This window comes from Serratia sp. SA088, assembly GCF_049065515.1.
Lineage (GTDB): Bacteria > Pseudomonadota > Gammaproteobacteria > Enterobacterales > Enterobacteriaceae > Serratia > Serratia nematodiphila.
Genome location: NZ_JBAKGW010000001.1, coordinates 854,245 through 877,967 on the forward strand (window position 1 = coordinate 854,245; position 23,723 = coordinate 877,967).

Annotated in this window: 19 protein-coding genes; 11 read left to right on the plus strand and 8 right to left on the minus strand. The window is 61.0% G+C overall.

The window, feature by feature from the left end; genetic code table 11:
- Positions 1–4 precede the first annotated feature (4 nt).
- The gene (locus tag ACOWVD_RS04200; protein ID WP_049240952.1) at positions 5–1,303 is read left to right on the plus strand and encodes a c-type cytochrome; all 1,299 of its coding nucleotides are present in this window, start codon (positions 5–7) and stop codon (positions 1,301–1,303) included.
- A gap of 69 nt (positions 1,304–1,372) precedes the next feature.
- Positions 1,373–1,978, plus strand: coding sequence for a nitroreductase family protein (locus tag ACOWVD_RS04205; protein ID WP_004938044.1), 606 nt, complete (start codon positions 1,373–1,375; stop codon positions 1,976–1,978).
- A gap of 209 nt (positions 1,979–2,187) precedes the next feature.
- On the opposite strand, the gene ACOWVD_RS04210 is transcribed toward ACOWVD_RS04205, so the two are convergent.
- The gene (locus ACOWVD_RS04210; protein ID WP_197842833.1) at positions 2,188–3,084 is read right to left on the minus strand and encodes a DMT family transporter; all 897 of its coding nucleotides are present in this window, start codon (positions 3,082–3,084) and stop codon (positions 2,188–2,190) included.
- Positions 3,085–3,213: 129 nt separating this feature from the next.
- Here ACOWVD_RS04210 and ACOWVD_RS04215 point away from each other — a divergent pair, with 129 nt between their 5' ends.
- Positions 3,214–3,783 (plus strand): helix-turn-helix domain-containing protein, encoded by a 570-nt coding sequence (locus ACOWVD_RS04215; protein WP_197763540.1) that lies wholly within the window; start codon positions 3,214–3,216, stop codon positions 3,781–3,783.
- Positions 3,784–3,906: 123 nt separating this feature from the next.
- Positions 3,907–5,832: a DUF3857 domain-containing protein gene (locus ACOWVD_RS04220; RefSeq protein WP_075685914.1), complete on the plus strand. Its 1,926-nt coding sequence runs from the start codon at positions 3,907–3,909 to the stop codon at positions 5,830–5,832.
- Positions 5,833–5,870: 38 nt separating this feature from the next.
- On the opposite strand, the gene ACOWVD_RS04225 is transcribed toward ACOWVD_RS04220, so the two are convergent.
- From ACOWVD_RS04225 to ACOWVD_RS04235, 3 genes are all read right to left on the minus strand, one after another.
- Positions 5,871–6,227, minus strand: a complete 357-nt coding sequence (locus ACOWVD_RS04225; RefSeq protein ID WP_075685916.1) for a DUF1937 family protein — start codon at positions 6,225–6,227, stop codon at positions 5,871–5,873.
- Between the two features lie 99 nt (positions 6,228–6,326).
- The gene (gene eutH, locus ACOWVD_RS04230) at positions 6,327–7,559 is read right to left on the minus strand and encodes an ethanolamine utilization protein EutH (protein ID WP_033643135.1); all 1,233 of its coding nucleotides are present in this window, start codon (positions 7,557–7,559) and stop codon (positions 6,327–6,329) included.
- Entirely contained in the window at positions 7,552–9,012 is a 1,461-nt protein-coding gene (locus ACOWVD_RS04235; protein WP_242141623.1) for an FGGY-family carbohydrate kinase, read from the minus strand. The genes eutH and ACOWVD_RS04235 overlap by 8 nt, the downstream gene beginning before the upstream one ends.
- A 258-nt stretch (positions 9,013–9,270) precedes the next feature.
- Here ACOWVD_RS04235 and ACOWVD_RS04240 point away from each other — a divergent pair, with 258 nt between their 5' ends.
- From ACOWVD_RS04240 to ACOWVD_RS04250, 3 genes are all read left to right on the plus strand, one after another.
- Entirely contained in the window at positions 9,271–10,674 is a 1,404-nt protein-coding gene (locus ACOWVD_RS04240; RefSeq protein ID WP_421105463.1) for an NAD(P)/FAD-dependent oxidoreductase, read from the plus strand.
- Complete coding sequence (locus ACOWVD_RS04245) at positions 10,664–11,887, plus strand: FAD-dependent oxidoreductase (protein WP_421105464.1); 1,224 nt, start codon at positions 10,664–10,666, stop codon at positions 11,885–11,887. Before ACOWVD_RS04240 ends, ACOWVD_RS04245 begins: the two co-directional genes overlap by 11 nt.
- A 113-nt stretch (positions 11,888–12,000) precedes the next feature.
- Positions 12,001–12,771, plus strand: a complete 771-nt coding sequence (locus ACOWVD_RS04250; protein WP_004938020.1) for a DeoR/GlpR family DNA-binding transcription regulator — start codon at positions 12,001–12,003, stop codon at positions 12,769–12,771.
- 47 nt (positions 12,772–12,818) lie between these two features.
- Here ACOWVD_RS04250 and ACOWVD_RS04255 read toward each other — a convergent pair whose 3' ends face one another.
- From ACOWVD_RS04255 to ACOWVD_RS04265, 3 genes are all read right to left on the minus strand, one after another.
- Positions 12,819–15,116 (minus strand): FdhF/YdeP family oxidoreductase, encoded by a 2,298-nt coding sequence (locus ACOWVD_RS04255; RefSeq protein ID WP_421105482.1) that lies wholly within the window; start codon positions 15,114–15,116, stop codon positions 12,819–12,821.
- A 202-nt stretch (positions 15,117–15,318) separates the two neighbouring features.
- Positions 15,319–16,992 (minus strand): gamma-glutamyltransferase, encoded by a 1,674-nt coding sequence (gene ggt / locus ACOWVD_RS04260; protein ID WP_164094935.1) that lies wholly within the window; start codon positions 16,990–16,992, stop codon positions 15,319–15,321.
- 161 nt (positions 16,993–17,153) lie between these two features.
- Positions 17,154–18,017: a LysR substrate-binding domain-containing protein gene (locus ACOWVD_RS04265; protein ID WP_197763541.1), complete on the minus strand. Its 864-nt coding sequence runs from the start codon at positions 18,015–18,017 to the stop codon at positions 17,154–17,156.
- Between the two features lie 143 nt (positions 18,018–18,160).
- Between ACOWVD_RS04265 and ACOWVD_RS04270 the strand changes: the two genes are divergently transcribed.
- From ACOWVD_RS04270 to ACOWVD_RS04280, 3 genes are all read left to right on the plus strand, one after another.
- Positions 18,161–19,300, plus strand: coding sequence for an agmatine deiminase family protein (locus ACOWVD_RS04270; protein WP_021503723.1), 1,140 nt, complete (start codon positions 18,161–18,163; stop codon positions 19,298–19,300).
- 76 nt (positions 19,301–19,376) lie between these two features.
- Positions 19,377–20,057, plus strand: coding sequence for a class I SAM-dependent methyltransferase (locus ACOWVD_RS04275; RefSeq protein ID WP_085336882.1), 681 nt, complete (start codon positions 19,377–19,379; stop codon positions 20,055–20,057).
- Between the two features lie 247 nt (positions 20,058–20,304).
- Positions 20,305–21,051, plus strand: a complete 747-nt coding sequence (locus ACOWVD_RS04280; protein WP_004938000.1) for an IclR family transcriptional regulator — start codon at positions 20,305–20,307, stop codon at positions 21,049–21,051.
- 92 nt (positions 21,052–21,143) lie between these two features.
- Here the strand turns inward: ACOWVD_RS04280 and ACOWVD_RS04285 are convergent, their stop codons facing one another.
- Positions 21,144–22,193, minus strand: a complete 1,050-nt coding sequence (locus tag ACOWVD_RS04285; protein ID WP_060559688.1) for a DAPG hydrolase family protein — start codon at positions 22,191–22,193, stop codon at positions 21,144–21,146.
- Between the two features lie 363 nt (positions 22,194–22,556).
- On the opposite strand from ACOWVD_RS04285, the gene ACOWVD_RS04290 reads away from it, so the two are divergent.
- Entirely contained in the window at positions 22,557–23,675 is a 1,119-nt protein-coding gene (locus tag ACOWVD_RS04290) for an MFS transporter (protein ID WP_080356232.1), read from the plus strand.
- The last annotated feature ends 48 nt before the right edge of the window (positions 23,676–23,723 follow it).

Genomic DNA, 23,723 nt, shown 5'->3' on the forward strand with positions numbered 1-23,723 from the left:
AAAGATGAGTAAGATGAAAAAAATCGTCGGGTGGGGTGGCGTCACGGTGATCGCCGTGGTGGTCGCCGGCGTGGTCGCCAGTTGGCAGCCGGAGATTGCGCCTCTCGCCGCCGATGCGACCCACAGTTTCAGCGAGGCGCAGATCGCGCGCGGCAAAACGTTGGCCGATCTCGGCGACTGCGCGGTGTGCCACACCCGTGCGGGCGGCGAGCGCAACGCCGGCGGGCTGGCGATGGAGATCCCCTTCGGCACCATTTACACCACCAACATCACGCCGGACGTGGAAACCGGCATCGGCAGCTGGAGCTACGCGGCGTTCGAACGCGCCATGCGCCACGGCGTCGATCGCCAGGGCCGCTATCTCTATCCGGCGTTTCCCTATACCGCCTTTACCCGCACCCGCGACGACGATCTGCAGGCGCTGTATGCCTATCTGATGTCGCAGCCGCCGGTCAAGTACCGGCCGCCGGCCACCGATCTGCACTTTCCGTTCAACATTCGCCAGGGCATCTTCGCCTGGAACCTGCTGTTCCTGACGCCGGGCGCGTTGCCGGAACAGCCAGCCCAAAGCGCCGACTGGAACCGCGGCGCGTACCTGGTCGAAGGGTTGGGGCACTGCAGCGCCTGCCACTCGCCGCGCAACGTGCTGTTCGGCGAGAAAACCGGCGGCGAGCACCTGGCCGGCGGCGTGGCGGAAGGCTGGACGGCGCCGGCGTTGACCGGCCGCTCGCCCGCGCCGCTCGCCTGGTCACAGCAGGATCTGGTCGATTTCATGCGCACCGGCTACTCGGCCAACCACGGCGTCGCCGCCGGCCCGATGGCGCCGGTGATCGAAGAAGGGCTGTCGCGCTTGCCGCAGGCCGACCTGCAGGCGATCGCCGTCTATCTGCGCAGCTATCATCCGGAAGCGGCGGCGCAGGCCGCGGCGGCAACTTTGAACGCTCAGGCGGAGCGCCAGGTCGAGCCCCTGAGTTCGCAAGGGGCGCGGCTGTTTTCCGGTGCCTGCATGGCGTGCCATGCGCAGGAAAAAGGCGCGCAGATGGCGGGGGTGCGCCCGTCTCTGGCGCTGAATACCAACCTGTTCGCCGAGGCGCCGGACAACGCCATTCGCGTGGTGCTGGACGGCATACAGCGGCCGGCGAACGCCGAGCTGGGCTATATGCCGGGCTTTCGCCATAACCTGAATGACGCGCAAATCGCCATCCTGCTCAACTACCTGCGGCAGCATTACGCCGGTCAGGCGCCGTGGCCGGACCTGGCGGCGCAGGTCGGCCGCTTGCGCGCCGAAACCGCGCAGAAATAGCCGCCGGGGGCTGGACAGCCACGCCGCGTTGGCGACAATAGAGCTTTTCACATGGACAGAGGCAGTAAAATGAATACGTTAGACGCAATCCGCCAGCGCCGCGCCACCAAGCAGTTCGATGCGCAGCACGTGATGACGCTCGAAGAGAAAAAAGCGTTGCTGACTATCGCGCTGCAGGGCGCTCCCAGCGCGTTTAACCTGCAGCACTGGCGCCCGCTGCTGATTGAAGATCGCGCGCAGCGCGAGAAAATTCGCGAGGCGGCGTGGGGGCAGGCGCAGGTGACCGACGCGTCGATGCTGGTCGTGCTGTGCGGCGATCTGTCGAGCTGGGAGTCACAGGTAAAAACCGTCTGGGCCGAGGCCGCGGAGCCGGTGCAACAATTCATGATCCCGGCCGTCGATCAGTATTATCGCGGTAAGCCGCAGGTGCAGCGCGACGAGGTGATGCGCAGCAGCGGCATCTTCGCCCAGACGCTGATGCTGGCGGCCAAGGCGCAGGGCTACGACTCTTGCCCGATGGACGGTTTTGATTTCGACGCGGTGGGCGAGATTATCAATAAGCCGGCGCATTATCAGATCGCGCTGATGGTCGCTATCGGCAAGGCGGCGGGGCAACCTTACCCGCGCATCGGCAAGCTGCCGTTCGACGAGGTGGTGAAAACCGACCGTTTTTGACCCGAGCGGTGAATGACAAAAGGGAAGGCTTGCGCCTTCCCTTATTTTTTTGTGACGCACAGTTCGTTCCAGTAGCTGAAACGGATGCGCCGTTGCAGGCGGTGATGCCACATAGAACACTCCTTCTACCCTACACGGTTTAAATAAATAGCACCGCGCCGGACACAAGGCGAATGCCTTATTGTGCATAGCTTGCCCGTCAGGCGGGATTAACCGATTTTACCGGCCCGGTGCGCGGCGGGCGGCCATCGCCAGCCGAAGTTCATGCCCGCCGCCGCGCCGAGAATGGCCAGCGTGCCCAGCAGCTGCAACAGGCTGAGACGGTGCCCGAACGCCGCCCAGTCCACCACGATCGCCACTGCCGGGTAGATAAACGACAGCGCGCCGACCAGAGCGGTGGGGATTTTCTGGATCGCGCCATAGAGCAACGTGGACATCAACCCGGTATGCACCAGACCGAGGGTCGCCAGCAGCAGCCAGTCGAACGAATCTGCGGGAAGGTGGGCCAGACCGGCGAACGGGGCCAGCGCCAGCGCGCCGACGGTCAGCTGAATCAACACGATCAGCTGCGGCGGCAGCGCGGCCAGCTGTTTGACGATCGCCGCCGCCAGGGCGTACATCAGGGCCGCCCCCAGCGCCAGCGCCACGCCCAGCAGATAGTCGCCATTGCCGCCACCGCTTTGCCGGCCGGTGACGATCAACACCATCCCCGCGAACGCCAGCAGAAGCCAGCCCAGCCGGTTAGCCGTCAGTTTTTCACCGAACAGCAGCGCTCCCAGCGCCACCAACATAAACGGTTGAACATGGTAGGTCACGGTGGCGACAGCGATCGAGGCATGCGCATAGGCGGCAAACAATAGCGTCCAGTTGAGCACCAGCGCGAGGCCCCCCAGGACGGCGAAAGCCAGCTGCCGTCGGTTGATGGCGCCTGATTTCAGTTGCCCAAGCGCGGCGCAGGTGGCCAGCATCGCCAGCGCGCCGAACGCGCAGCGCCAAAACACCACCGTGGCGGGCGGCTGCCCTAACACGATCACCGGCCAACCGACGGTGCCGGAGATCGTCATGGCGAGGATCATTTGCACTGCGCCGCGCGTTTTCGTTTTCATGTCGTTTCCCTCGCGGCCTGACCGTGCTTGTGGTGAAGTCGCTTAATCATTAAAATGAACAATCGAACATTATGATGAACACGGTTGACGCCGTTCGTCAAGCCGAACAATTGAATGGTATAACGAACAATGAGCGAGAGCCTAATGCAGAACATCACGCCGATTGGCCTCTTGTCGGCGGCAATCCGCCGTGAGCGGGAGCGATTGAATCTGTCCGTTACCGAACTGGCGAAGCGCGCGGGTATCGCCAAGTCCACGCTGTCGCAGCTCGAAGCCGGCAGCGGCAACCCCAGCCTGGAAACGCTGTGGGCGCTGGCGATGGCGCTGGATGTGCCGGTCAGCCGGCTGATTTCACAGCCGAGCAGGCCGGTGCAAGTGATCCGCGCCCATGAGGGAACGCCGGCGCTGTCGGAGCAGGGCAACTACGCCGCCACGCTGTTGGCCACTTGTCCACCGGGCGCGCAGCGCGACATTTACCGGCTGCGGGTGCAACCCGGTGAAACGAAATGCTCGCGGCCGCATCCGCCGGGCACCGTCGAGCATGTGATCATCAGCAGCGGGCGCGCGCGCCTTGGCCCGGCGGATCAGCCGCAGGTGCTGAGCGCCGGGGATTACATCAGTTACTCCGCCGATCGCGAGCATATTTTCGAAGCGCTGGAGCCGGAGACCACCGCCGTCATGTTGATCGAGCAGGGCTAACCCGGGCGTTGATGGTTCGTTTATTGAAAATGATTCTCAATTATATTAGTGTGCCCGCCTGTTTTGACGCCGGGACGGACGTATGGCCCGGTGTCGCTGCTTAACACCCTTCAAGGACCGAAGATGAAAATCGCTATTCCTTCCATACTGTTACTCGCCGGTTTGACGGCGACGCATCCGGCCACCGTGTTGGCCGCTGCACCGCCCGCCGCGGCGGATCAGGGCCAGAACGACACGGCCAACAACGATTTCAGCTTCGTGCGCTATCGCGCGGATTATCGCGTTAACGCCAACGCCACCAACGTGAAGACGGAAAGCTACGAAGTGCTGCTGAAGACCAAGGCGGCGATCGAGAAATTCAGCCAGATCCGCCTGAGCTACAGCGAAAAAATGGAAACGCTGGAGGTGGTCGCCGCCTATACGCTGACCGCCGACGGCCAGCGCCACGACGTGGCGCCCGACCGCATCTACACCCAGGAGAGCTACTCCAGCGCCACGGCGCCGTTGTATGCCGACCGCAAAGTGCGCGTCATCGTGTTCTCCAACCTGGCGCCGGGATCGCGCGTGGTGTATGAGCTGCGCCGCACGCAAAACACCCCGTATTTCCCCGACTATTTCGGCCTGTGGGAGACGTTCAGCGTTTTCGATCAGTTCGACGACGCCGAAGTGACCCTGCAGGCGCCGGCCAAGCTGCCGATGCATATCTTCACGCGCGGCGTTGAAGGCGGGGACCAACCGCAGATCCGCAACGGCCAAGCGCACTGGCGCTGGCATTATTCGCGCAGCGCGCCGATGAAGGCGCAAAACTGGGCGGCGGACAGCTGGACCTTCAGCCCGACCATCATGGCCAGCACCTACCGCGAGTGGCCGCAGTTGGCCAAGGCCTACCAGCTGAAGGCCGGCGCGGCGGCAAAGGTGACGCCGGGCATTCAGGCGCTGGCGGACAACATTACCGCCGGCATCAGCGATCGGCGCGAGCAGGCGGAGGCCCTCTATCGCTGGGTGGCGCAAAACATTCGCTATGTGGCGGTGTATCTGGGCAATGGTGGGCTGGAGCCGAATTCGGCGCAGAGCATTCTCGATAACCACTATGGCGACTGTAAGGATCACGTGGTGATCCTGGAGGCGCTGCTCGCCGCCAAGGGCATCGAAAGCTCGCCGGTGCTGATCGGCATGGACGAAGGCCCGATACTGCCTAACGTGCCGCTGCTCGGCCGCTTTAATCACGCCATCACCTATGTGCCGGAATTCAAACTGTACCTCGATTCCACCAATCCCTGGGCGCGTTTCGGGCAACTGCCGGAGGGCGATCTGGGCGCGCCGGTACTGCTCACGCGCGACGCCAGGCTGGCGCGCACCCCGGGCAGCGACGAGCAGCCGGTCAAGAGCGCGCTGAGCGTCGATTTCGTGTTCGACAAGGCGGGCAATCTGCAGGGGGAGACCGAGCGCCGGCTGAGCGAAGTGGAAGAGATTGACCTGCGGGGCTACTTCTCGCAGATCAACCGCCAGAACCGGGCGCAGGCCGAAGCGACGATCATGTCCGCCTCCGGCATCGACGGCAGCGGCGAGGTGGCGATGAACAGCGATCCGCTGGATCTCAAAAAGCAGTTCGGTTACCGCTTCCGCTTCAAGGCGGACGACTACGTCGATTTCGGCGTGGTGGGCGGCATGACCTTGCCCAACCCGCCCGGCGGCAAATCGTTCCGCACGCTGTATACCACCACGGCGGCGCCGGGCAACGAAACGCCGTTCTACTGCACCGCGCAGCGCTACGATGAAACCTACCGTCTGCAGCTGCCGGCCAACGTGCCGATCATCGCCATTCCGAAAGATCGGCAATTCCGCAATGCGGCGGGCGACTATCGCGTCGCGTGGCGGCGCGACGGGCAGCAGGTGACCGTCAATCACCGCCTGCAGGTGAACGCCATTCGCGGCAAGGAAGCGCTGTGCCAGGCGCAGGATTACCCGGCGTTCCGCGAGCTGTTCCAGCAGGTGCGGCGCGGTTTCCGCGGCCAGGTGGTGTACGGTGAATTGGCCAACGGCAAATAGGCCGCTGCCCCGTCGCGCCAAGCGGCGGGGCGCACGCCTCAGTTGAACTCGCCTGCGACCTCGGACCACAGGCTGACGCGGCAGCCGCGCGCCGCGAAAGCGTCCATCTCGCGCTTGATGCCGCCGCTCTCTTGCCAACCCGGCAAGTCGAGCACGATCAATTCATCCATCGCCGCCATGAACAGCGCGTCGATCGGCGCCCACAGCTTGCCGATGGCAGTTTTGTCGAGATCTTGCAAACAGAGATTGATCGGATGCGACATGCTGACCTGACTAAAAACGGCGTTGCCGGCGCGCACGATAGCGGCGGCGACGTCGTTGCAGGCGATAAAGCGTTGATGCACGACGTTGGCGTCGGCGTGGCTGTAGGGGCAGGCTAAAAATATTTTTCTCATTAGCGTTTGTTCTCTCAATAATTGTTGTCAGGGACGAAAAAAGGGCGCAGCTTCCCCGTGAGGCGGCGCCCCGTTTATTTTTATGGCTTAGGGATAAATTTAGCGAGCGGCGGCGGCGATGGCCGTCGATTGCCTTTGCGTCTGTTCTTTTTCCAGCAATTCAGCCTCCGGCACTGAAATTTTTATGGCGATCAGCACGGCGATCATGCCGCCGAGGAATTTGCCCATCATGATCGGCAACACCAGCGAAGGTTGGAAGTTGGCGGTAAACGCCAGGTGATCGCCCAACGTGGCCTGCGCGCAGATGCCGAAGGCCACGCACAGCACCTTATCGCGCGCCCGCATGCCTTTGAACAGGTGATAAACGGCGATGATATTGGCCAATACCATAATAAAGCCCAGCGCGCCGGTATCCGATAAACCGAGCTTTTTACCGATGAAATGCATCGGCTTGCGGCAATAGCGCTGGAATAAATAACAAATGGGGAATGTGCCCGCCAACATAATGCCGATGTAACCGGCAATCTCGATAGCGCGGAATAATTCGTCTTTGTCGGCAAATAACGGATCGAATACCCAGCCGCCGAACACCTTTTTAAACACGCCGGTGAAATGCTCGATGATGCACAGCGCCAACACCAGTTTGATAAAGGCGTCCGCCGCCTTGCCGAAGATCAGGAATCCTTTCACCATGGCCGCCGGCCGCAGCTTCAGCCCCAGTGCCAACAGGAAGCACAGGGCGAACAGTGGGGACAGCAGCCGCAGCGCCTGCAGCAAGTCCAGCTGCAGATAGTGCGCGGCAGGCGAGGTGGTGGAAATGATCTCCCTGACCGGCAGGTTATTGAAGGTGATGGTCACCAGGGCGATCAGCACGGCGAACGGAATGCTGATCAGGCCCGCCATGGCACCCAACGCCAGATATTTATGGTCGTCGCGGTTCAGCATGATAAGCCCGACCGGGATCAGGTAGACGATGCTGGCGCCGGAGGTGTAACCCACCAGCATGGCGACGATCCACATATCGCGGTTGGCGGCGATGGCGTCGGCCAACTGGTAGCCGCCCATGTCCACGGCGATCACCGCCAGCGCCGCGATCGAGGCGTCTGAGCCGAGCGCCGAGAAGAAGGGGCCGATGCTGTACATGATCAGGTAAGAGATGATCGGGATCGCGGCCATGATGCCAGCCTGGGCGAGAAACACCGGGCCGATGGCATGAATGCCGTTGACGAACTCACGCCCCAGCTCGCCTTCCGGCTTGACGATCGACGCCAACGCGCCGATCAGGGTGCCGGCCATGATGATATAGATGATGAAATTACCGAACTCAGCCATGGTGTTCCTCCTGCGATGAACGTAAGCCGCGCGAGCGCGCGATGATTTCCTGATAACGGGCAAACCAGACCGCCATATCGACCTCGGCGGGTTCCGTCACTTCATAGCGGTTGAGCACCTTGAGCGGATGTTCCACCCCCAGTCCTTTACGCGCCAACAGCGCAACGCCTTGGGCGGTGATCTCCTTATTGGCGGGAGAGACGATGCGCTTTTGGATCAGGTTGGCGAGAAACTGCGTGAAATAGCGGTTGGCGGACAGGCCGCCGTCCACCGAAATGCTGTCGCCGATCGGTTTCAGTTTATCCATGGCGTTGATCACCTCGGCGGAACGCATGGCGATGCCTTCGAGGATCGACTGCAGCAGATCCTTGCGTTCGGTTTCCAGCGACAGGCCGGCCCACATCCCGGCGGCGGAGCGATCCCAGTACGGGCAGGCCAGCCCAGAGAGCGCGGGCACAAAGGCCAGGCCGCGCGCGATGGCCGGCTGGGCCGGAAAATCGCCGAATTCATCGAAATCGTTGAACAGGCCTATCTTTCTTGCCCAGTTAATGGCGGAGGCCGCGTTATAAACGCCGCCGTCCAGGCCATACACCGGCTCGCTGCCGGGCAGCTTCCAGCACAGCGTGGGCAACAGGCCGGACTCGCCGGCGTCGATCGGGCGCGGCCCGGTGATCGCCTGTAAAAAGGCGCCGGTACCGAAGGTGATCTTCATCTGCCCCGGTTGATGGCAGCCGTGGCCGTATGTGCCGGCAAACTGGTCGACGATGCAGGCCGTCAGCGGCACCGGTTTGCCGTTGAGCGCGACGTCGCCGAAGTGGCCGATGTTGTCTCTGACCTCGGGCAGGCTGTCGATCGGTACGCCGAACAAACGGCACAGCTCCTCGTCCCACTGCAGGGTATGAATGTTGAACAACGAGGTGCGCGAGGCCGAGTTATAGTCGGTGAGGTGCCGGCCGCACAGGTGGAACAGGAAGAAAGCGTCCATGGTGCCGAGCCGCAGGCGGCCGCGTTGCGCCAGCTGCCTGGCCCCTGGCGCGTTGTTCATCAGCCAGCCCATCTTGCTGGCGGAGAAGTAGGTATCGAGCGGCAGGCCGGTTTTCGCCATCACCAGCGGCTCGACGCCTTCGCGTTTCAGGCGCTGGATCTCCGGCTCGGTGCGCTGATCTTGCCAAACGATGGCGTTGTACAGCGGCAGGCCGCTGTCGGCGTCCCAGGCCAGCAGGCTTTCGCCCTGATGCCCTAAACCGATGGCATCCACCATGTCGCACTGGCTGAGACAGCGGCGGATATTCGCCAAAATCTCCAGGGCGTCGTGTTCCACCCAGCCCGGATTGGGGGTGATCTGCTTGTGCGGCATGCTGGCCGGCGAATGGTGCCTGCCGTCTTCGCCGAACACCACGACCCGGGTGCCGGTGGTTCCCTGATCAATCGCGGCATAACGTTGATTCATCATTGCTTCGCTCTCTTATAGGTTTTGTTTTTTTATTGTGCCTGGTGTTGGTTGTGTGACTGTTTTAATAATCTATCTTCAATTTCACACATTAAAGCAACATAAATCACAAGATAAAATAACCCCGCGTGATCGACCTCATACTTTTTGCTTATCACCGCCTTTTGCGGCCTTTTTTTGGGAGTTGTGTTGTTTTTATCATTTCAAATGCGGTTATTGTGTGGTTTTATTGTGGTTATCACATCAAAACGGGACATCAGCATGATGGAAGAACAAACGGATTGGGACATTGTCGTGATTGGCGGCGGTGTGGTCGGGTGTGCGGTATTCCGCAAATTCTGCCTGATGGGCGCCCGTACGCTGCTGTTGGAAAAGGGGGGCGATATCCTGTCCGGCGCCAGCAAAGCCAACAGCGCGCTGCTGCATACCGGCTTCGATGCGCCGAGCGGCAGCCTGGAACTGCATTGCATGCAGGCCGGCTACCGGGAGTTTATCGCCATCCGTGAACGGATGAATTTGCCGTTGTTGCCTACCGGCGCGTTGGTGGTGGCGTGGGACGAGCAGCAGCTGGCGGCGCTGCCCGCGATCGTGCAGCAGGCGCATGACAACGGCGTGCTGGACGTGGCGCAGATCGACGCCGCCGAGCTGTATCGCCGTGAGCCGCAACTGGCGCCCGGCGCGTTGGCGGCGGTAGAGGTACCGGGGGAGAGCGTGATCGATCCCTGGAGCACGCCGCTGGCGTACCTGACGCAAGGTGTCAAACACGGCGGCGACTATCGCTTCAATACCGAGGTGACCGGCGCCGAACGCTTGCCGACCGGCTGGCGGCTAACCAGCAACCGGGGCGAGTTTCACGGCAAAATCGTCATCAACTGCGCCGGCAATCAGGGCGACCGGGTAGAAAGTTTCTGCCATCAGCCCGAGTTTGAAATCCGCCCGCGCAAAGGGCAGTTCCTGGTGTTCGATAAGGCCGCCGCCGGTCAGGTCAACGCCATCATCTTGCCGGTGCCGACGGCGATCACCAAAGGGGTGCTGCTGTCGAAAACCATCTTCGGCAATTTGCTGCTCGGGCCGACCGCCGAAGAGCAGCAGGATCGCGAGACGGCGACGGTGGACGAAACCAAAATGCGCGAGCTGATCGAACAGGGCACCCGGCTGCTGCCCACGCTGGCGAATTACAGTGTGACCGCCAGCTATGCCGGATTACGCCCGGCGACCGAACAGAAACACTACCGCATTCAGCACTATCCCGATCGGCAGTGGATCTGCGTGGCGGGCATTCGCTCCACCGGCCTGACGGCGGCGCTCGGCATCGCGCAATACGTGGAGCAGCTCTATCGCGACCACTTTACGCCGTGCTTCACGCTGACAACGCCGCAGACCGTGCATTGGCCGCAGATGCCGATGCTTGCCGACTATGCGCTGCGCGATTATGCGCGCCCGGACAACGGCGGCATCGTTTGCCATTGTGAGCTGGTGACCCAGCGGGAGATAGAGGCGGCGTTCGATTCCGCCGTGCCGCCGGAATGCATCGGCGGGCTGCGGCGCCGCACGCGCGTGATGATGGGGCGCTGCAACGGTTTCTATTGCAGCAGCCGGGTGGAGGAAATGGTGGGCGATCGTTTTGGCCAAACGCTGGCCGTAGGGAGCATTGATGAAAACTGAGTATCAGGTGGCGATTGTCGGCGCCGGGCCGGCGGGGATCGCGGCGGCGACCGCGCTGCGGCAGGCGGGCATCGAGGATGTGGTGATCCTGGAGCGGGAACAACAGGCGGGCGGCGTGCCCAGGCACTGCCGACATCCCACCTTCGGGCTGCAGACTTTTTACCGGCCGATGCTGGGGTCCACCTATGTCGATAAGATACTGGCGCGCGCCGGGCAGGTAGAGATCCGTACCGGCGTGACGGTGCTCGCCATCAAACCAGACGGTGAGCTGACCATCACGGACCGCCGTGGCGTCAGCACCTTGAAAGCGCAGCGGGTGATCCTGGCGACCGGCGTGCGCGAGACGCCGCGTCATCCACGCCTGGTGAGCGGCCTGCGGCCGCAGGGCGTGCTGACCGCCGGCGCGCTGCAGCAGTTCGTCTATTTGCGCGGGCTGCAGCCGGGCAAGGCGCCGGTGGTGGTCGGCACCGAGTTGGTCAGTTTCTCCGCGCTGTGGACGCTGCGCAACGCCGGCGTGCGCGCCGTCGCCATGATTGAAAGCGGCGGCAGGCCCGTCGCCTGGCGGCTGAGCGCGCTCTATGCGCGCCTGATGGGGGTGCCGATCCACTATTATTCGCGGGTGACCGACATTGCCGGCCGCGATCGGGTCGAATCCATCGAGGTGGAGAATCGCCAGGGAGAGAAACGGCGCATCGCCTGCGATAGCCTGATCTTCACCGGCCGCTTCACCGGGGAGTATACGCTGATCCGCCAGAGCCACCTGGCGCAGCGGCCGGACAGCGGCTGCCCGCTGACCGATCAGTTCGGCCGCTGTTCCGACGCCGCCTATTTCGCCGTCGGTAACATGCTGCATCCGGCAGACATGGGCGACCAGTGTTATCAGGAAGGGCTGCTCGTCGGCGAAGCCGTTGCCCGTTCGCTGCAGCGCACGCTGCCGCCGGCGCGGCAAATCCTCCCGGTGCGGCATGACGAGCGGATCCGCCTGACCGCGCCTGCCAACGTGGCGCTGATCGGCAAACCCGCCACGGTCACGATCAATATGCGCGTGGAACAGGCGGTGTCCGGTTCGGTGGTGGTGCGGCTGGGGGAGAAAGTGCTGTACCGCAAAACGCATCGCTGCCTGCCGGAACGGCGGATCCTGCTGCGCAACATCGCCTTGCCGCCCGACGGCGAGCGTGACGCGCTGCACATCAGCATCGAACCCACCGGATGAACGGCGGCTACGGCTTGCGTCTAACGCCATGAAACCCGTAGTATTCCGTCAGTTAACGCCGCGAGTCTCGGCGGAAGCAGTCACTCTTACTTAAGGCAGCGAGTGTAATGTGAATGGATATCTCTAATTCCGTGGAAAGGCGCAATGAAATACTGGCGCTGATCCAGGCCAACGGCCGGGTTTACGTGAATGAGCTGGCGGATAAATTCCAGGTTTCGCAGGAAACCATTCGGCGCGATCTGAACAAGCTGGAAGACTATCGGCTGATCAAGAAGATCCACGGTGGCGCGGTCAGCAGCCAGTTCAAGTTCGAGCATGAATTCAATGAGCGGGCCAAAATCGCCGAGGCTGAGAAGCGCGCCATCGCGGAGAAAGCGGTGACGCTGATCCAACCGGGCGATACGGTGTTCGTGGATTTCGGCTCCACCACGCTGGAGTTCGCTCGGCAGTTGGCGACGGTGGATCAGTTGACGGTCATCACCAACTCGCCGCTGATCGCCAACGTCTGTCTGGAAAATGACTCCATCGACGTGGTGCTGATCGGCGGGCAGTTCATCGACTCCAAAATGGCGTGCCTGGGCGCGATCGCGTTGAATAATATCGAAGCGTTTTTCGCCGATTACGCCATTATCGGCGCCGGTGCGGTTAATGTGCAGACCGGGGTGATGGATCAAAACGTCAATGAGGCGGCCATCGCGCGCAAAATGATTGCGCAGAGCCGCAAGTGCATTGTGCTGGCCGACGAAAACAAGCTGCGCGGGCATGCGATGACGCTGGTGGCCAAATGGCCCGAGGTCGATTATCTGGTGACCTCCGACAGCGGTAATGCATTGGAAGGATTGGTTTTCCCCGCCAACGTTAATGTGTTGGTGGCGCAGGTATAAAGGGGAGAAGCCTTTCTCCATGCGGAGAAAGGCTCAAACCGCTTCCGTCAGGCGATATCGACCGCGCGCACCTCTTTGGATCTTAGCTTCACGCGGATTGGCACCGATTTGTACGAAGGCGTACCGCTCTCCTCATCGATGTAATGCAACGGCACCAGCACGTTGGCTTCCGGGTAGTAGGCGCCGACCGATCCGGCCGAGATGTTGTAGGCGATCACCGTGATGCCTTCCAGGCGTTGGGTGCTGCCGGGCAGCGCCGTTTCCAGGTCGACCACGTCGCCATGCTCCAGCCCCAAACGTTGCAGATCGCTGTCATTCATAAACAGCACATCGCGCCTGCCGAAAACCCCGCGATAGCGGTCATCCAAGGCATAGATGGTGGTGTTGTACTGATCGTGGCTGCGCAGGGTGATCAGCCGCAGCGTATTTTGTTCCGCCGCAATCTGGTCTTCGTGCAACCCGCTGAACACCGAAAACATCGCTTTGCCCGTCGCCGTCGGCCACTGGCGTTCTGTCGGCGGCAATGGCATGCGAAAACCGCCGGGTTGACGAATGCGCGCGTTGTAATTGTCGAAGCCGGGGATGGTTTTTTCGATCAGATCGCGGATCACATCGTAATCCTCGACCAACTCATCCCAGGGCACTTTGCTGGCGGGCATCACCGCTTTGGCCATGCCGGCCACAATGGCGGGTTCCGAACGCAGGAGTTCCGACGCCGGTTTTAATTTGCCGGACGAGGCATGCACCATCGACATCGAATCCTCCACCGTCACCGATTGCCGTCCGCCGGCCTGCAGGTCCAGCTCGGTACGGCCCAGGCAGGGCAGAATGAGAGTTTCTTTCGCCACCAACAGATGGCTGCGATTGAGTTTGGTGCCGATATGCACGCTTAACTCCAGCGCTTTCATCGCCGGGAAGCTCTGCTCGGGGTCCGGCAGCGCCACGGCGAAGTTGCCGCCCAGGCAAATCAACGCTTTCGAAGCGCCGTCGATCATCGCCTGCATGCATTTCACGGCATCGTGACCGTGGGCTTTGGGCGGCGTGAAGCCAAACACCGTTTCCAGCTTCGCCAAAAATTCGGCCGAGGGTTTTTCGGTGATGCCGACGGTGCGGTTGCCCTGCACGTTAGAGTGGCCGCGCAGCGGGCAAATGCCGGCGCCCGGTTTGCCAATGTTGCCGCGCAGCAGCAGCAGGTCAGCGATCAGGCGCACGTTGGCCGTCCCTTTATTGTGCTGCGTAATGCCCATGCCGTAGGTCACGATGGTGGCGTTGGATTTCGCGTAAGCGGCGGCGACCTGTTCCAGATCCTGACGCGTCAGACCGCTTTCCGCCTCAATGGCTTCCCAACGGGTGGCCCGCAGATCGGCGTCGAAAGCCGTAAACCCTTCAGTGTGCTCGGCAATAAAGGCGTGATCCAGCGCATTGCCATGCTCATCATCCAACTGCAGCAACGCTTTGGCGATGCCTTTGAGCGCCGCGGCATCGCCGCCGGCTTTGACCTGATAGTAGGTTGAAGCGATCGGGGTCGAACTGTAGGTCGCCATTTCGATGACGTTTTGCGGATCGGTGAAACGTTCGAGCGCCCGCTCGCGCAGCGGGTTAAACACAATGATCGGCACTTTTTTGCGCGCGAGCTCATGCAGCGTGCCCATCATGCGCGGGTGGTTGGTGCCCGGGTTGTGCCCGATGGAAATAACCAGCTCCGCGCTGTCAAAGTCGTCCAGCGAGACAGTGCCTTTGCCGATGCCGATCGACTGCGGCAGGCCAACGCTGGTCGGCTCATGGCACATGTTGGAGCAGTCGGGAAAGTTATTGCTGCCAAATTCACGCGCAAACAGCTGGAACAGGTAGGCCGCTTCATTGGACGCCCGGCCGGAGGTATAAAATTCCACCTGTTCCGGCGGCAGCGTCTGCAAGACGGCGGCGATGCGTTGGAACGCCTCGTCCCAGGCCAGCGGGCGCAGGGTGTCCGTCCCGGCGTCATAAAACAGGGGCGTGGTCAGACGGCCGTAGTCCTCCAACTGATAATCGGTTTTTTGCAGCAGTGAGGTCACGGTATTTTGCGCCAGGAATTCTGGGGTCACGCGCTTGCTGGTCGCTTCCCAGGTCACGGCTTTGGCGCCGTTTTCGCAAAACTGAAAGGTGGAGCGATGCTCTTTATCCGGCCACGCACATCCCGGGCAGTCAAACCCGTCGGGCTGGTTGGTACGCATCAGCGTCACCGGCGCTTCCAGGGTATCCATCTGTGTGCGCACGGCGATGGCCGTCGCTTTCAGCGCGCCCCAACCGCCGGCGGGCCCATCGTAGGGATGGACACCGGGTACTGCTCGTCTTTTCGCCATTATTGATTGCCTCCGACACCGCTTACGATAAATGCAGGTGATTGATTTAAAATTAATATTTTCGTTATCGTCTAAGAAGGAAGGCAGACGCCGCCGTCGTCAAACGCGAGCCTGTCGCTTCAGTATAGATGAGTAAGAAAGGGCGCAGCGGCAGTCAATGCGGGGAAGTAGCGGCCCGTCTAACCTGAGGCGGGCCGCCGGGGCGTTACTTTTTCACCACCAGGCCCACGCCGCGGCCGCGCGGATCGGACGCGGTTTCCGGCGTGCGGCCATCGATGCGGATGACCTGAATATCCCCCATGTTCCAGCCCTGGTCTTCGAGGGTGTAGCCCATGGCCTTCAGCTCGTCCGCCGGTTTGCCGGTCAGCGGCGCAAAGCTGTCATAGTAGACGGTGTCTTTCGGCAACAGCTGATGGTGTACGCGCTGGGCGGCCACCGCCTGCGCCAGCGGCAGGTGGTAATCGTAGAGGTTGTTGATCACCTGGAAGATCGAGGTGAAGATGCGCGAACCGCCCGGGGTGCCGATCACCAGGGTGACGTCGCCGTCGCGGGTGATGATGGTCGGGCTCATCGAGGAGAGCATGCGTTTGCCCGGCTCAATGGCGTTGGCGTCGCTGCCCACCACGCCAAAGGCATTGGCGACGCCCGGTTTGGCGCTGAAGTCATCCATCTCGTCGTTGAGCAGGAAGCCGGCGCCTTTGACCACCACGCCGCTGCCGAAGTCCCAGTTGAGCGTATAGGTGTTGCTGACGGCGTTGCCGGCGGCATCGACGATCGAGAAATGGGTGGTTTGGTGGGTTTCCAGCCCCGGCCGTACCTGCTCGGTCGGTGAGATCGCCTGCGGATTGATCTCGGCGGCGCGTTTTTGCAGGTAATCAGGGGCGATCAACTGCGCTTCCGGCACGTTAGTGAAATCCGGATCGCCGAGGTAGTCGGCGCGATCGGCGAACACGCGTTTTTCGATCTCCGCCAACAGGTGGATATAGCGCGCCGAGTTCAGCGGCACGTCCTTGAAGTCGGCGGCGCGATCTTCTTTTATCCCCAGCAGCTGCGCCAGCGCGATGCCGCCGGAGCTGGGCAGCGGGGCGGTATACACGGTGTTGCCGCGCCAGCTGATGCGCATCGGTTCGCGCCATTTCACCCGGTAGTCGGCCAGATCCGCCGCGCCGATCAGCCCGTTGTCGCGCTGCATTTGCGCCACCAGCAGGCGGGCGGTTTCGCCGTGATAAAAATCGTCGGCGCCCGATTTGGCGATGCGCTCAAGGGTGGCGGCCAGCTCCGGCTGTTTGAACACCGTGCCGGGCTTCATGGCGCCGAAATAGTCGCCGAAGTTGGTTTTACCGGCGAACAGCTTGTTGGCGTCTTCACGGTACTGATACTGCTGATCCGCTACGGTGAAACCTTGCCGGGCGTAGCCGATCGCCGGCGTCAGCAGTTCGGCCCACGGCAGTTTGCCGAAGCGTTTATGGGCTTCCCACAACCCCAGCACGGTGCCCGGCACGCCGGCGGCGCGGCTGCCCACCAGGCTGAGATTTTCGATCACTTCTCCTTTCTCGTTCAGATACATGGTCTTGCTGGCGGCCTTGGGCGCCACTTCGCGGTAGTCGAGAAAATAGGGCTTGCCGTCGACATACAGCGTCATAAATCCGCCGCCGCCGATATTGCCGGCTTCAGGGTAGGTCACCGCGAGGGTAAAGGCGGTGGCGACCGCCGCGTCGACCGCGTTGCCGCCGGCCTGCAGAATGTGCGCGGCGACCTTGGCGCCATACTGATCCGGGGCGGCGACCGCGCCGGCGGTCAGATCGGCGGCAAAGGCGGCGGGAACGGTGCAGGCAAGGGCCACGCTCAGAGCTATCGTTTTCAATAAACCGGCAGACATAGAAGATCCTTTTAGCGATGTTCAGTTATCAGGTGAATTCAACTAATTATTTTGAAACAGCAGGTTAGCGCGTTTTCTTCGGGTTGTTGCGACGCTTTATTGAAGGTAGCAGCGGTCAGGCGGGGCCGCCTGACCAGAGTAGCAAATCGTGACGTGACGCGTTATGCGCCGGCGGGCAGCGCCGACTGCAGCCATTGGCAGAAGTGACGGGCGAGCGGATTGTGTTCGCTGTCGCGGTGCAGCAGCCACGCCCAGTTGGCGCCGCGCACGCGTTGCTCGGTTAACGGTTGCAGCAGCCCGACGTCGCGCGCGTGTTGCGCCAGCAGTTGGCTGACCAACGCAATGCCGAGGCCGTTGCAGGCGGCGTCCTGCAGCAGACCAGGATCGGAGAAGTTCAGCCCGCTGTCGCGTTGGCCGACGTGCGCGCCGCCCGCCACCGTCCAGTGGCTCCAGTCCATCTCGCGTTCGCCGTGCAAGGTCACGCGCTGCTCCGGCGCCAACGCCAGCAGGCTGGGGTGGCAGGCGGGATAGAGCCGGTCGGTACAGAGAACGTTAAAGGTGCAGTCCGCCTGCGCGCTGAGATCGTCGCGGATCGCCAGATCGATGCTGTCCGTCGCCATATCCGGCGGTTCAAAGCTGGTGAACAGCCACAGATCGATCTGCGGATGCCGCTGATTGAACTCGCCCAGCCGCGGCGCGAGCCAGTGGCGGGCAAAGGCCGGGGTGGTGTTGACGATCAGCTGGTTGGGTTTGCGGTACTGATCCAAACGGCGAATGCCGACGGCCAACTGTTGCAGCATCACCTGTGCGGTGCTGAACAAATCGTGGCCGGCGTCGGTCAGCGTTACGCTGCGGCCGGTGCGGAAGAACAGCGGCTGTTCCAAAAACGCCTCGAGGCTGCGGATCTGTTGGCTGATGGCCGACTGGGTCAGGTGCAATTCTTCGGCGGCCTGATGAAAACTGCCCAGGCGCGCCGCCGCTTCGAAACCGCGCAGTGCGCTCAAAGGGGGCCAGTGTTTTAACATTATCGATAAGCCTGTCTAATCAGATATCCACTAAATATATCGTTTGTCGCGGTGGCAGGGGAAGACTAGCATGGGATTCAAGTGCCGGAGAGTGAAAAATTCGGTTAACCATTTGAATTTAAATTAATTAAAAGAGGTCGTTTATGTCATCGCGTCGCACCTTCATCAAGCAGCTTTCGGCGGTGGCCGGCGTCGGCTTGACGGCATCGTTGGGCTTTCCATTACGCGGTCACGCAGAAGCTGCGCTTAATCCGGCCTGGCGGATGCCCGACGAAGGGGAACCTCAGCTGCGGGCGTTTCTCGCCTTCGGCGCCCAGAAGGCCATCTGGGGCGGGTTCACGGCGGACGTGCAGGCAGCGCAGGGGCGCATCGCCCGCGCCATCGCCGAGTTTCAGCCGCTGACGGTATTTTGCCGCGCGCACGAACGGCAGCTGGCGGAGGCCACCTGCGGCAGTCAGAACGTCAGCTATGTCGTCACCGAGCTGGATGACATCTGGATGCGTGACATTGGCGCCAATTTCGTCATCAACGACGCCGGTGCGCTGGGCGCGGTGGATTTCAACTTCAACGGCTGGGGCGATAAGCAGCAGCATGCCAAGGATGCGCGTCTGGCGGCGTTCGCCGCCAAAAAATACGGCGTCGCTCAGCCGCGCCGCAGCGCGCTGGTGGGGGAAGGCGGCGGCATTGAGGTGGATGGGCGCGGCACCGGCATCATGACCGAGAGCAGTTGGGTGAATGCAAACCGTAATCCAGGCTGGAACCGCGATCGGGTGGAGCAGGAGCTGAAGGCGATGCTCGGCCTGCGCAAAATTATCTGGCTGCCGGGCATTAAAGGCCGGGACATCACCGATGCCCACGTCGATTTTTATGCCCGTTTCGTGCGGCCGGGCGTGGTGGTGGCCAACCTGGACACCGATCCGGCCTCTTATGATCATGCGGTTACCCAGGCGCATCTGGCGATCCTCAAGGCAGCGACCGACGCCGACGGCCGCAAGCTGCAGGTGCATACGCTTTCGCCGCCGCTGGCGCCGCGCGACAGTCGTTTCAGCCGCCACAATCCCGATTTTGCGGCGGGCTACATCAACTATTTCGTGATCAACGGCGCGGTGATCGCCCCTGAGTTTGGCGATCCGCAGGCGGATAAAGCGGCGTTTGAGCTGTTGACGGCGCTCTATCCGCAGCGCAAGGTGGTGCAGTTGGAGATCGACGCCATCGCGGCCGGCGGCGGCGGCATTCACTGCGTGACCAGCCAGCTGCCGGTGCATGGCAAACCAGAGCAGTGAATGTTCAAAAAATGCGCGCACGGTTGTTTGTCGCCATAGGCTGTGGTTGGCTGAGTGGAAACATAAGGAGGCCATCATGAACGACTCACCCTTGAGCATTCCCACCTGGTATCGCGATCCGCACGCAGAGCAGGCCATGGCCGAAGGCCATGCACCTATCTGGCGGCATCTGCTAACTCTGGTGCCGGAACACGAACTGTCCGGCGTCAGGGTGCTGGACTTCGGCTGCAATCAGGGCGGTTTTCTGCGTCTGTTGCACCAAATCCGGCCATTTCGTGAAGGGCTAGGCGTCGATATCGCCCGCCAGTCCGTCGAACACGCCAATCGCCTGAAAGGAAACCTGCCGATCGATTATCAAACCGACACGCGGCTGACAGGCTGGGATCACCATTTCGATATCGCTTTCAGCCATGAAGTCATCTACCTGATCGAAGATATCGCGCAGCATGCCGCCGATATGCTGCGGGCGCTGAAACCGGGCGGCGTTTACTATGCGGTGACCGGTTGCCACACCGACAACCCGCTGTGGCCGCAATGGCGCGCAAGGGTCGCTGAACAGACGCATACCGTGGTGCAGGATCGCTCGCTGGACGACTATGCGCGCATTTTCTCCGGCGCGGGGTTCCAGGTCTCTGCCCGCAGGCTGGGTTTTTCCGGCTTCGTGCCCTATGAGCCGGACGGTTGGATGCCGAATATCGCGGCGGCGATCGACTACTATTGGCACACCAAAACGGTGTTCAGATTGGCGAAGCCGTAAAAAGCCGTAGGTACGCGAGGCTGTTGGCGTAGGCGCCTGCGCGATGATGAAGCATGGGCAGACTGCCATCCTGAATATCATGGGGGAGCTATTGCTTTTATCTCACTGTGTTGCTCTAAAAAAATCCTGGTATTTGTGATGAGGCAGGTAGGCGGGGGATTTTCCATGGATCTTGTCCACCTATCCAATATGTGGACAACCTGTGATATTCTTTCGTCCCTGACCCCATTTAATGTGGAACATCACGATGAGTAATGACGCGGATAATAGCGGCTCACAGGTGATTGCCCGGGCCGCCACCCTGCTGCGGGCGCTGGAAACTCAACCGAAGGGCATGACCATCTCTCAATTGTCCCGGGAAACGGGGCTGCCGCGCACCACCGTACACCGTTTGGTCACCTCGCTTGAATCGCAACAGCTGCTCATCATGGGCAGCGGCGGCGTTCAATTAGGGCCGGCGCTCGCCCGCCTGGCGGCTTCCGCGCATACGGATGTGATCACCCTTGCAAAACCGGCGATGGAAACGCTGGGCCGCCGCACGCGTGAAACCGTCGATTTGTGCGTTTACCGCGGCAGCCACGCGGTATCGGTAGGCCAGTTTGTTTCCGATCAGGAACTTCGCGTCGTATCAGCCGTTGGCACCGCCTTTCCGTGCCACTGCACGGCGCATGGCAAAGCCATTCTGGCCGAGCTGCCTGACGAAAAGATTGCGGATCTGCTTGGCGGCCAGCCGGATGTCAGAACGGATAATACCCTCAGAACCGTCTCATCCGTACTGGAGGACATTCGGGAAACCAGGATCCGTCGTTACGCCATCGATCGCGAAGAGCACGCTCGCGGCGTCTGTGGCGTCGGCGTTTATCTCAATATCGGCGTCAACGAGCTTTACGCCATATCCATTGCGGTTCCGGCCATGCGCTTCGAGGAAAAGTTTGACCATCTGCTCGGTTCGCTGATGCAGTGCAAAGCGGAAATCGAGGCGATGCTGGCATAACAAGCCGGGGCGTTTGGCCCGGCAGGCGCTAAACGCCGCATGGGCAAGCATGCCTCGCCCCCGGCGCTGCGTTGGCGAGGGGAAGGCGGCAGTCAGCTGTTGCCGAACCGGGCATAAATTTCAGGCAGGAAACGGCCGAGCGAAGAAAACTCCGTCATATCGTGGACGGCCATTTCATAAGCAAAGCCTTCCAGCGACGCTTTCGTCATCCCCGCTTTTGTGATGTATTCGCGGGAGCGTTTTCCGCCGTCCGGGAACTTATCGAATCTATCCCAGGATTCATGCGTGCCGATCCAGTAACGGTTGACCATTTCCATCCCTTGCGGCGTGTCGCGACCCAGATGAATCATCAACACCAGCGGCGTTGATTGCGCATCATAAGGCGTGATGATGCCGCTGGCGTTAAAGGTAAAGCGATGCTTTTTGAGCAACTCGCTCTCGACGCCGAAGCTTTCCGGCGCATTAAAATGGATAACGCCGTCAAGATAGTTATCGCCAATGTACTCGGTAATGTGGTTCGGGTTGCCGTACAGCCGCTCAGCGTAGGACAGACGGGTATCCGCCAGACGCTTGGGATCGACAACCGAGTTGTGGATATGAGCATGCGGGAACCACAGATAATAGCGTTCGCTCTCGATCGGGTGCCAGCAGAACCACCACTTGAACATCTCCGTGGTCACGCCCGGAAAAATATGGCGGCTTTGCGCATAGGCGCAGGGGCCGCCATCCTCAACGACGGCGTAACCCGATACCGGAAACTCGTCAAAACGTTCCAATAGGGTTTTCAGGCCCGCTTTCGTGGGTTGAAGGATGTGTTCTTTTGCCAACGGCCCCTGTTCCAGCGCGCGGATCATCTCTACGGGCGCATCCAGATTGCTGTCGAAGAACTCGGCGTAGGGCTTGCCCTGAATGCCTTTCTCATTGATCTTCAAGCGTTTCTGCATCGGCACCTGATAGTAGGAAATCAATGACTTATCGAGCGATGCGCCCGCATCAGTAAACGCGCCTTTCCGCGCCGCCGCCGGTAGGGCGGATGATGGCGCCGCCATGGCGGAAGACAGCAGGGATTGAGAAAGCAAGGCGCCGCCAGCCAACAGCGGAATGCGCTTGATGATATTACGACGTGAAATTTCTTTACTCATGAGATCCTCACTTAGGTTGTCGCCGACTTGACGGCAGCGAGATGTGGTGTGGTTGATATTGATTTCGAATTATCCGCATGATGGATCATTCATCCGAATAATGGTTATTATTCTGTTGCCGGATGTGGGCGATGTCAACGCTCATTGAGTGACAAAGCGCATGGATTGCCAAAAAGCGCCTGCCAGCCATTGCAGGTAATAACTGGAGGGTTGCCGACGTTGGCAGGGTAGGATTGACATTCGATTTACAGTTCGCGCGTTGACATGTTGGGCAGAAGCCTCAAGAATACCGTCCGAATTGTGGATATCATATCCATATATCGGATATTTTCAGTGAGGCACTCTATGCGTGAATTAAGAAAAATGGCGGCGTTTACGCTCTTGGCCGTGGCCTGTCTGACGATCATGGTCGGTTGCGTGATCGTTCCTGGTTTGACGGAGATCGCGAGCCAGTTGGGCACGCCTTCCGCGGCCAGTTGGCTGGTCACCGTGCCGTCGTTGGGCGTGGTGATATTTGGCCCCTTCGCCGGACGTTTTATTGACAGGGCGGGCGCTTACGCGGCGCTCAGCTGGGGGCTGTTGTTGTATGGCCTGCTTGGGGCGGGGGGGCTGTTCCTGCGCGGCTTTTGGCCGGTGATGCTCGACCGCCTGCTGCTTGGCGGCGCCACGGCGATCGTGATGTCAGCCGGCACCGGTCTGATTTCTGCTTTTTACAGCGGGCAGGCGCGCTTGAAAATGATCGCTTCGCAAGGCATGTCGATCGAGCTGGGCGGCGTCATCTTTCTGTTTATCGGCGGGCTGTTGGCGACGCTCGGCTGGCGCTGGCCCTTCCTGTTGTATCTTGTCGCCTGGGTGTTGCTGGCGATGCAGTTGCTGTTTGTGCCCAAACCCCAGTCCGATGTGGGCGAATCAGACAACGTTCAGCGCGGTGATGCCATTTCCACCGGCGCCGGCAGATTAACCGCGGTCTATTTTTCCGCTGTGCTTTCCATGATCTGCTTCTTCACCGGGATCATTATCATCCCGCAGCATTTCCACCACATGAATATCGGGGCGGCGCAAACGGGATACTTCCTGTCGTTTATCTCGCTTATCGCCGTTTTTGCCGCCGCGCTGATGCCCAGGTTGGTGGCTTTACTCAGAGAAAACGGCGCGCTTGGCGCGGCGTTTGTCTGTTATGCCGCAGCGCATCTGCTCTTCGCCTCTGCGCACGGCACTGCGGCATTTGTTGCCGGCGGCATTCTGATGGGATGCGGGTTCGGCTTCTCGGTGCCGTTGGTTAATCATATGACCGTAGAAAAAAGCTCCCCCCGCACCCGGGGGCGAAATCTGGCCTATTTATCGATGGCGATTTTCTCCGGCCAGTTCTTGTCATCCTTTATGGCGTCCATTCCCGGCAGTTCATCCGCCGTTTTCCTGGGAGCGGCGGGTATCAGCATCGCCACGATTTTGGCGCTGACGCTTGCGCGCAGATTAGGATAAACCCACCGCGCTGCGCGTTTTCCAGCCCGAAAAGATTTTACGCAATCC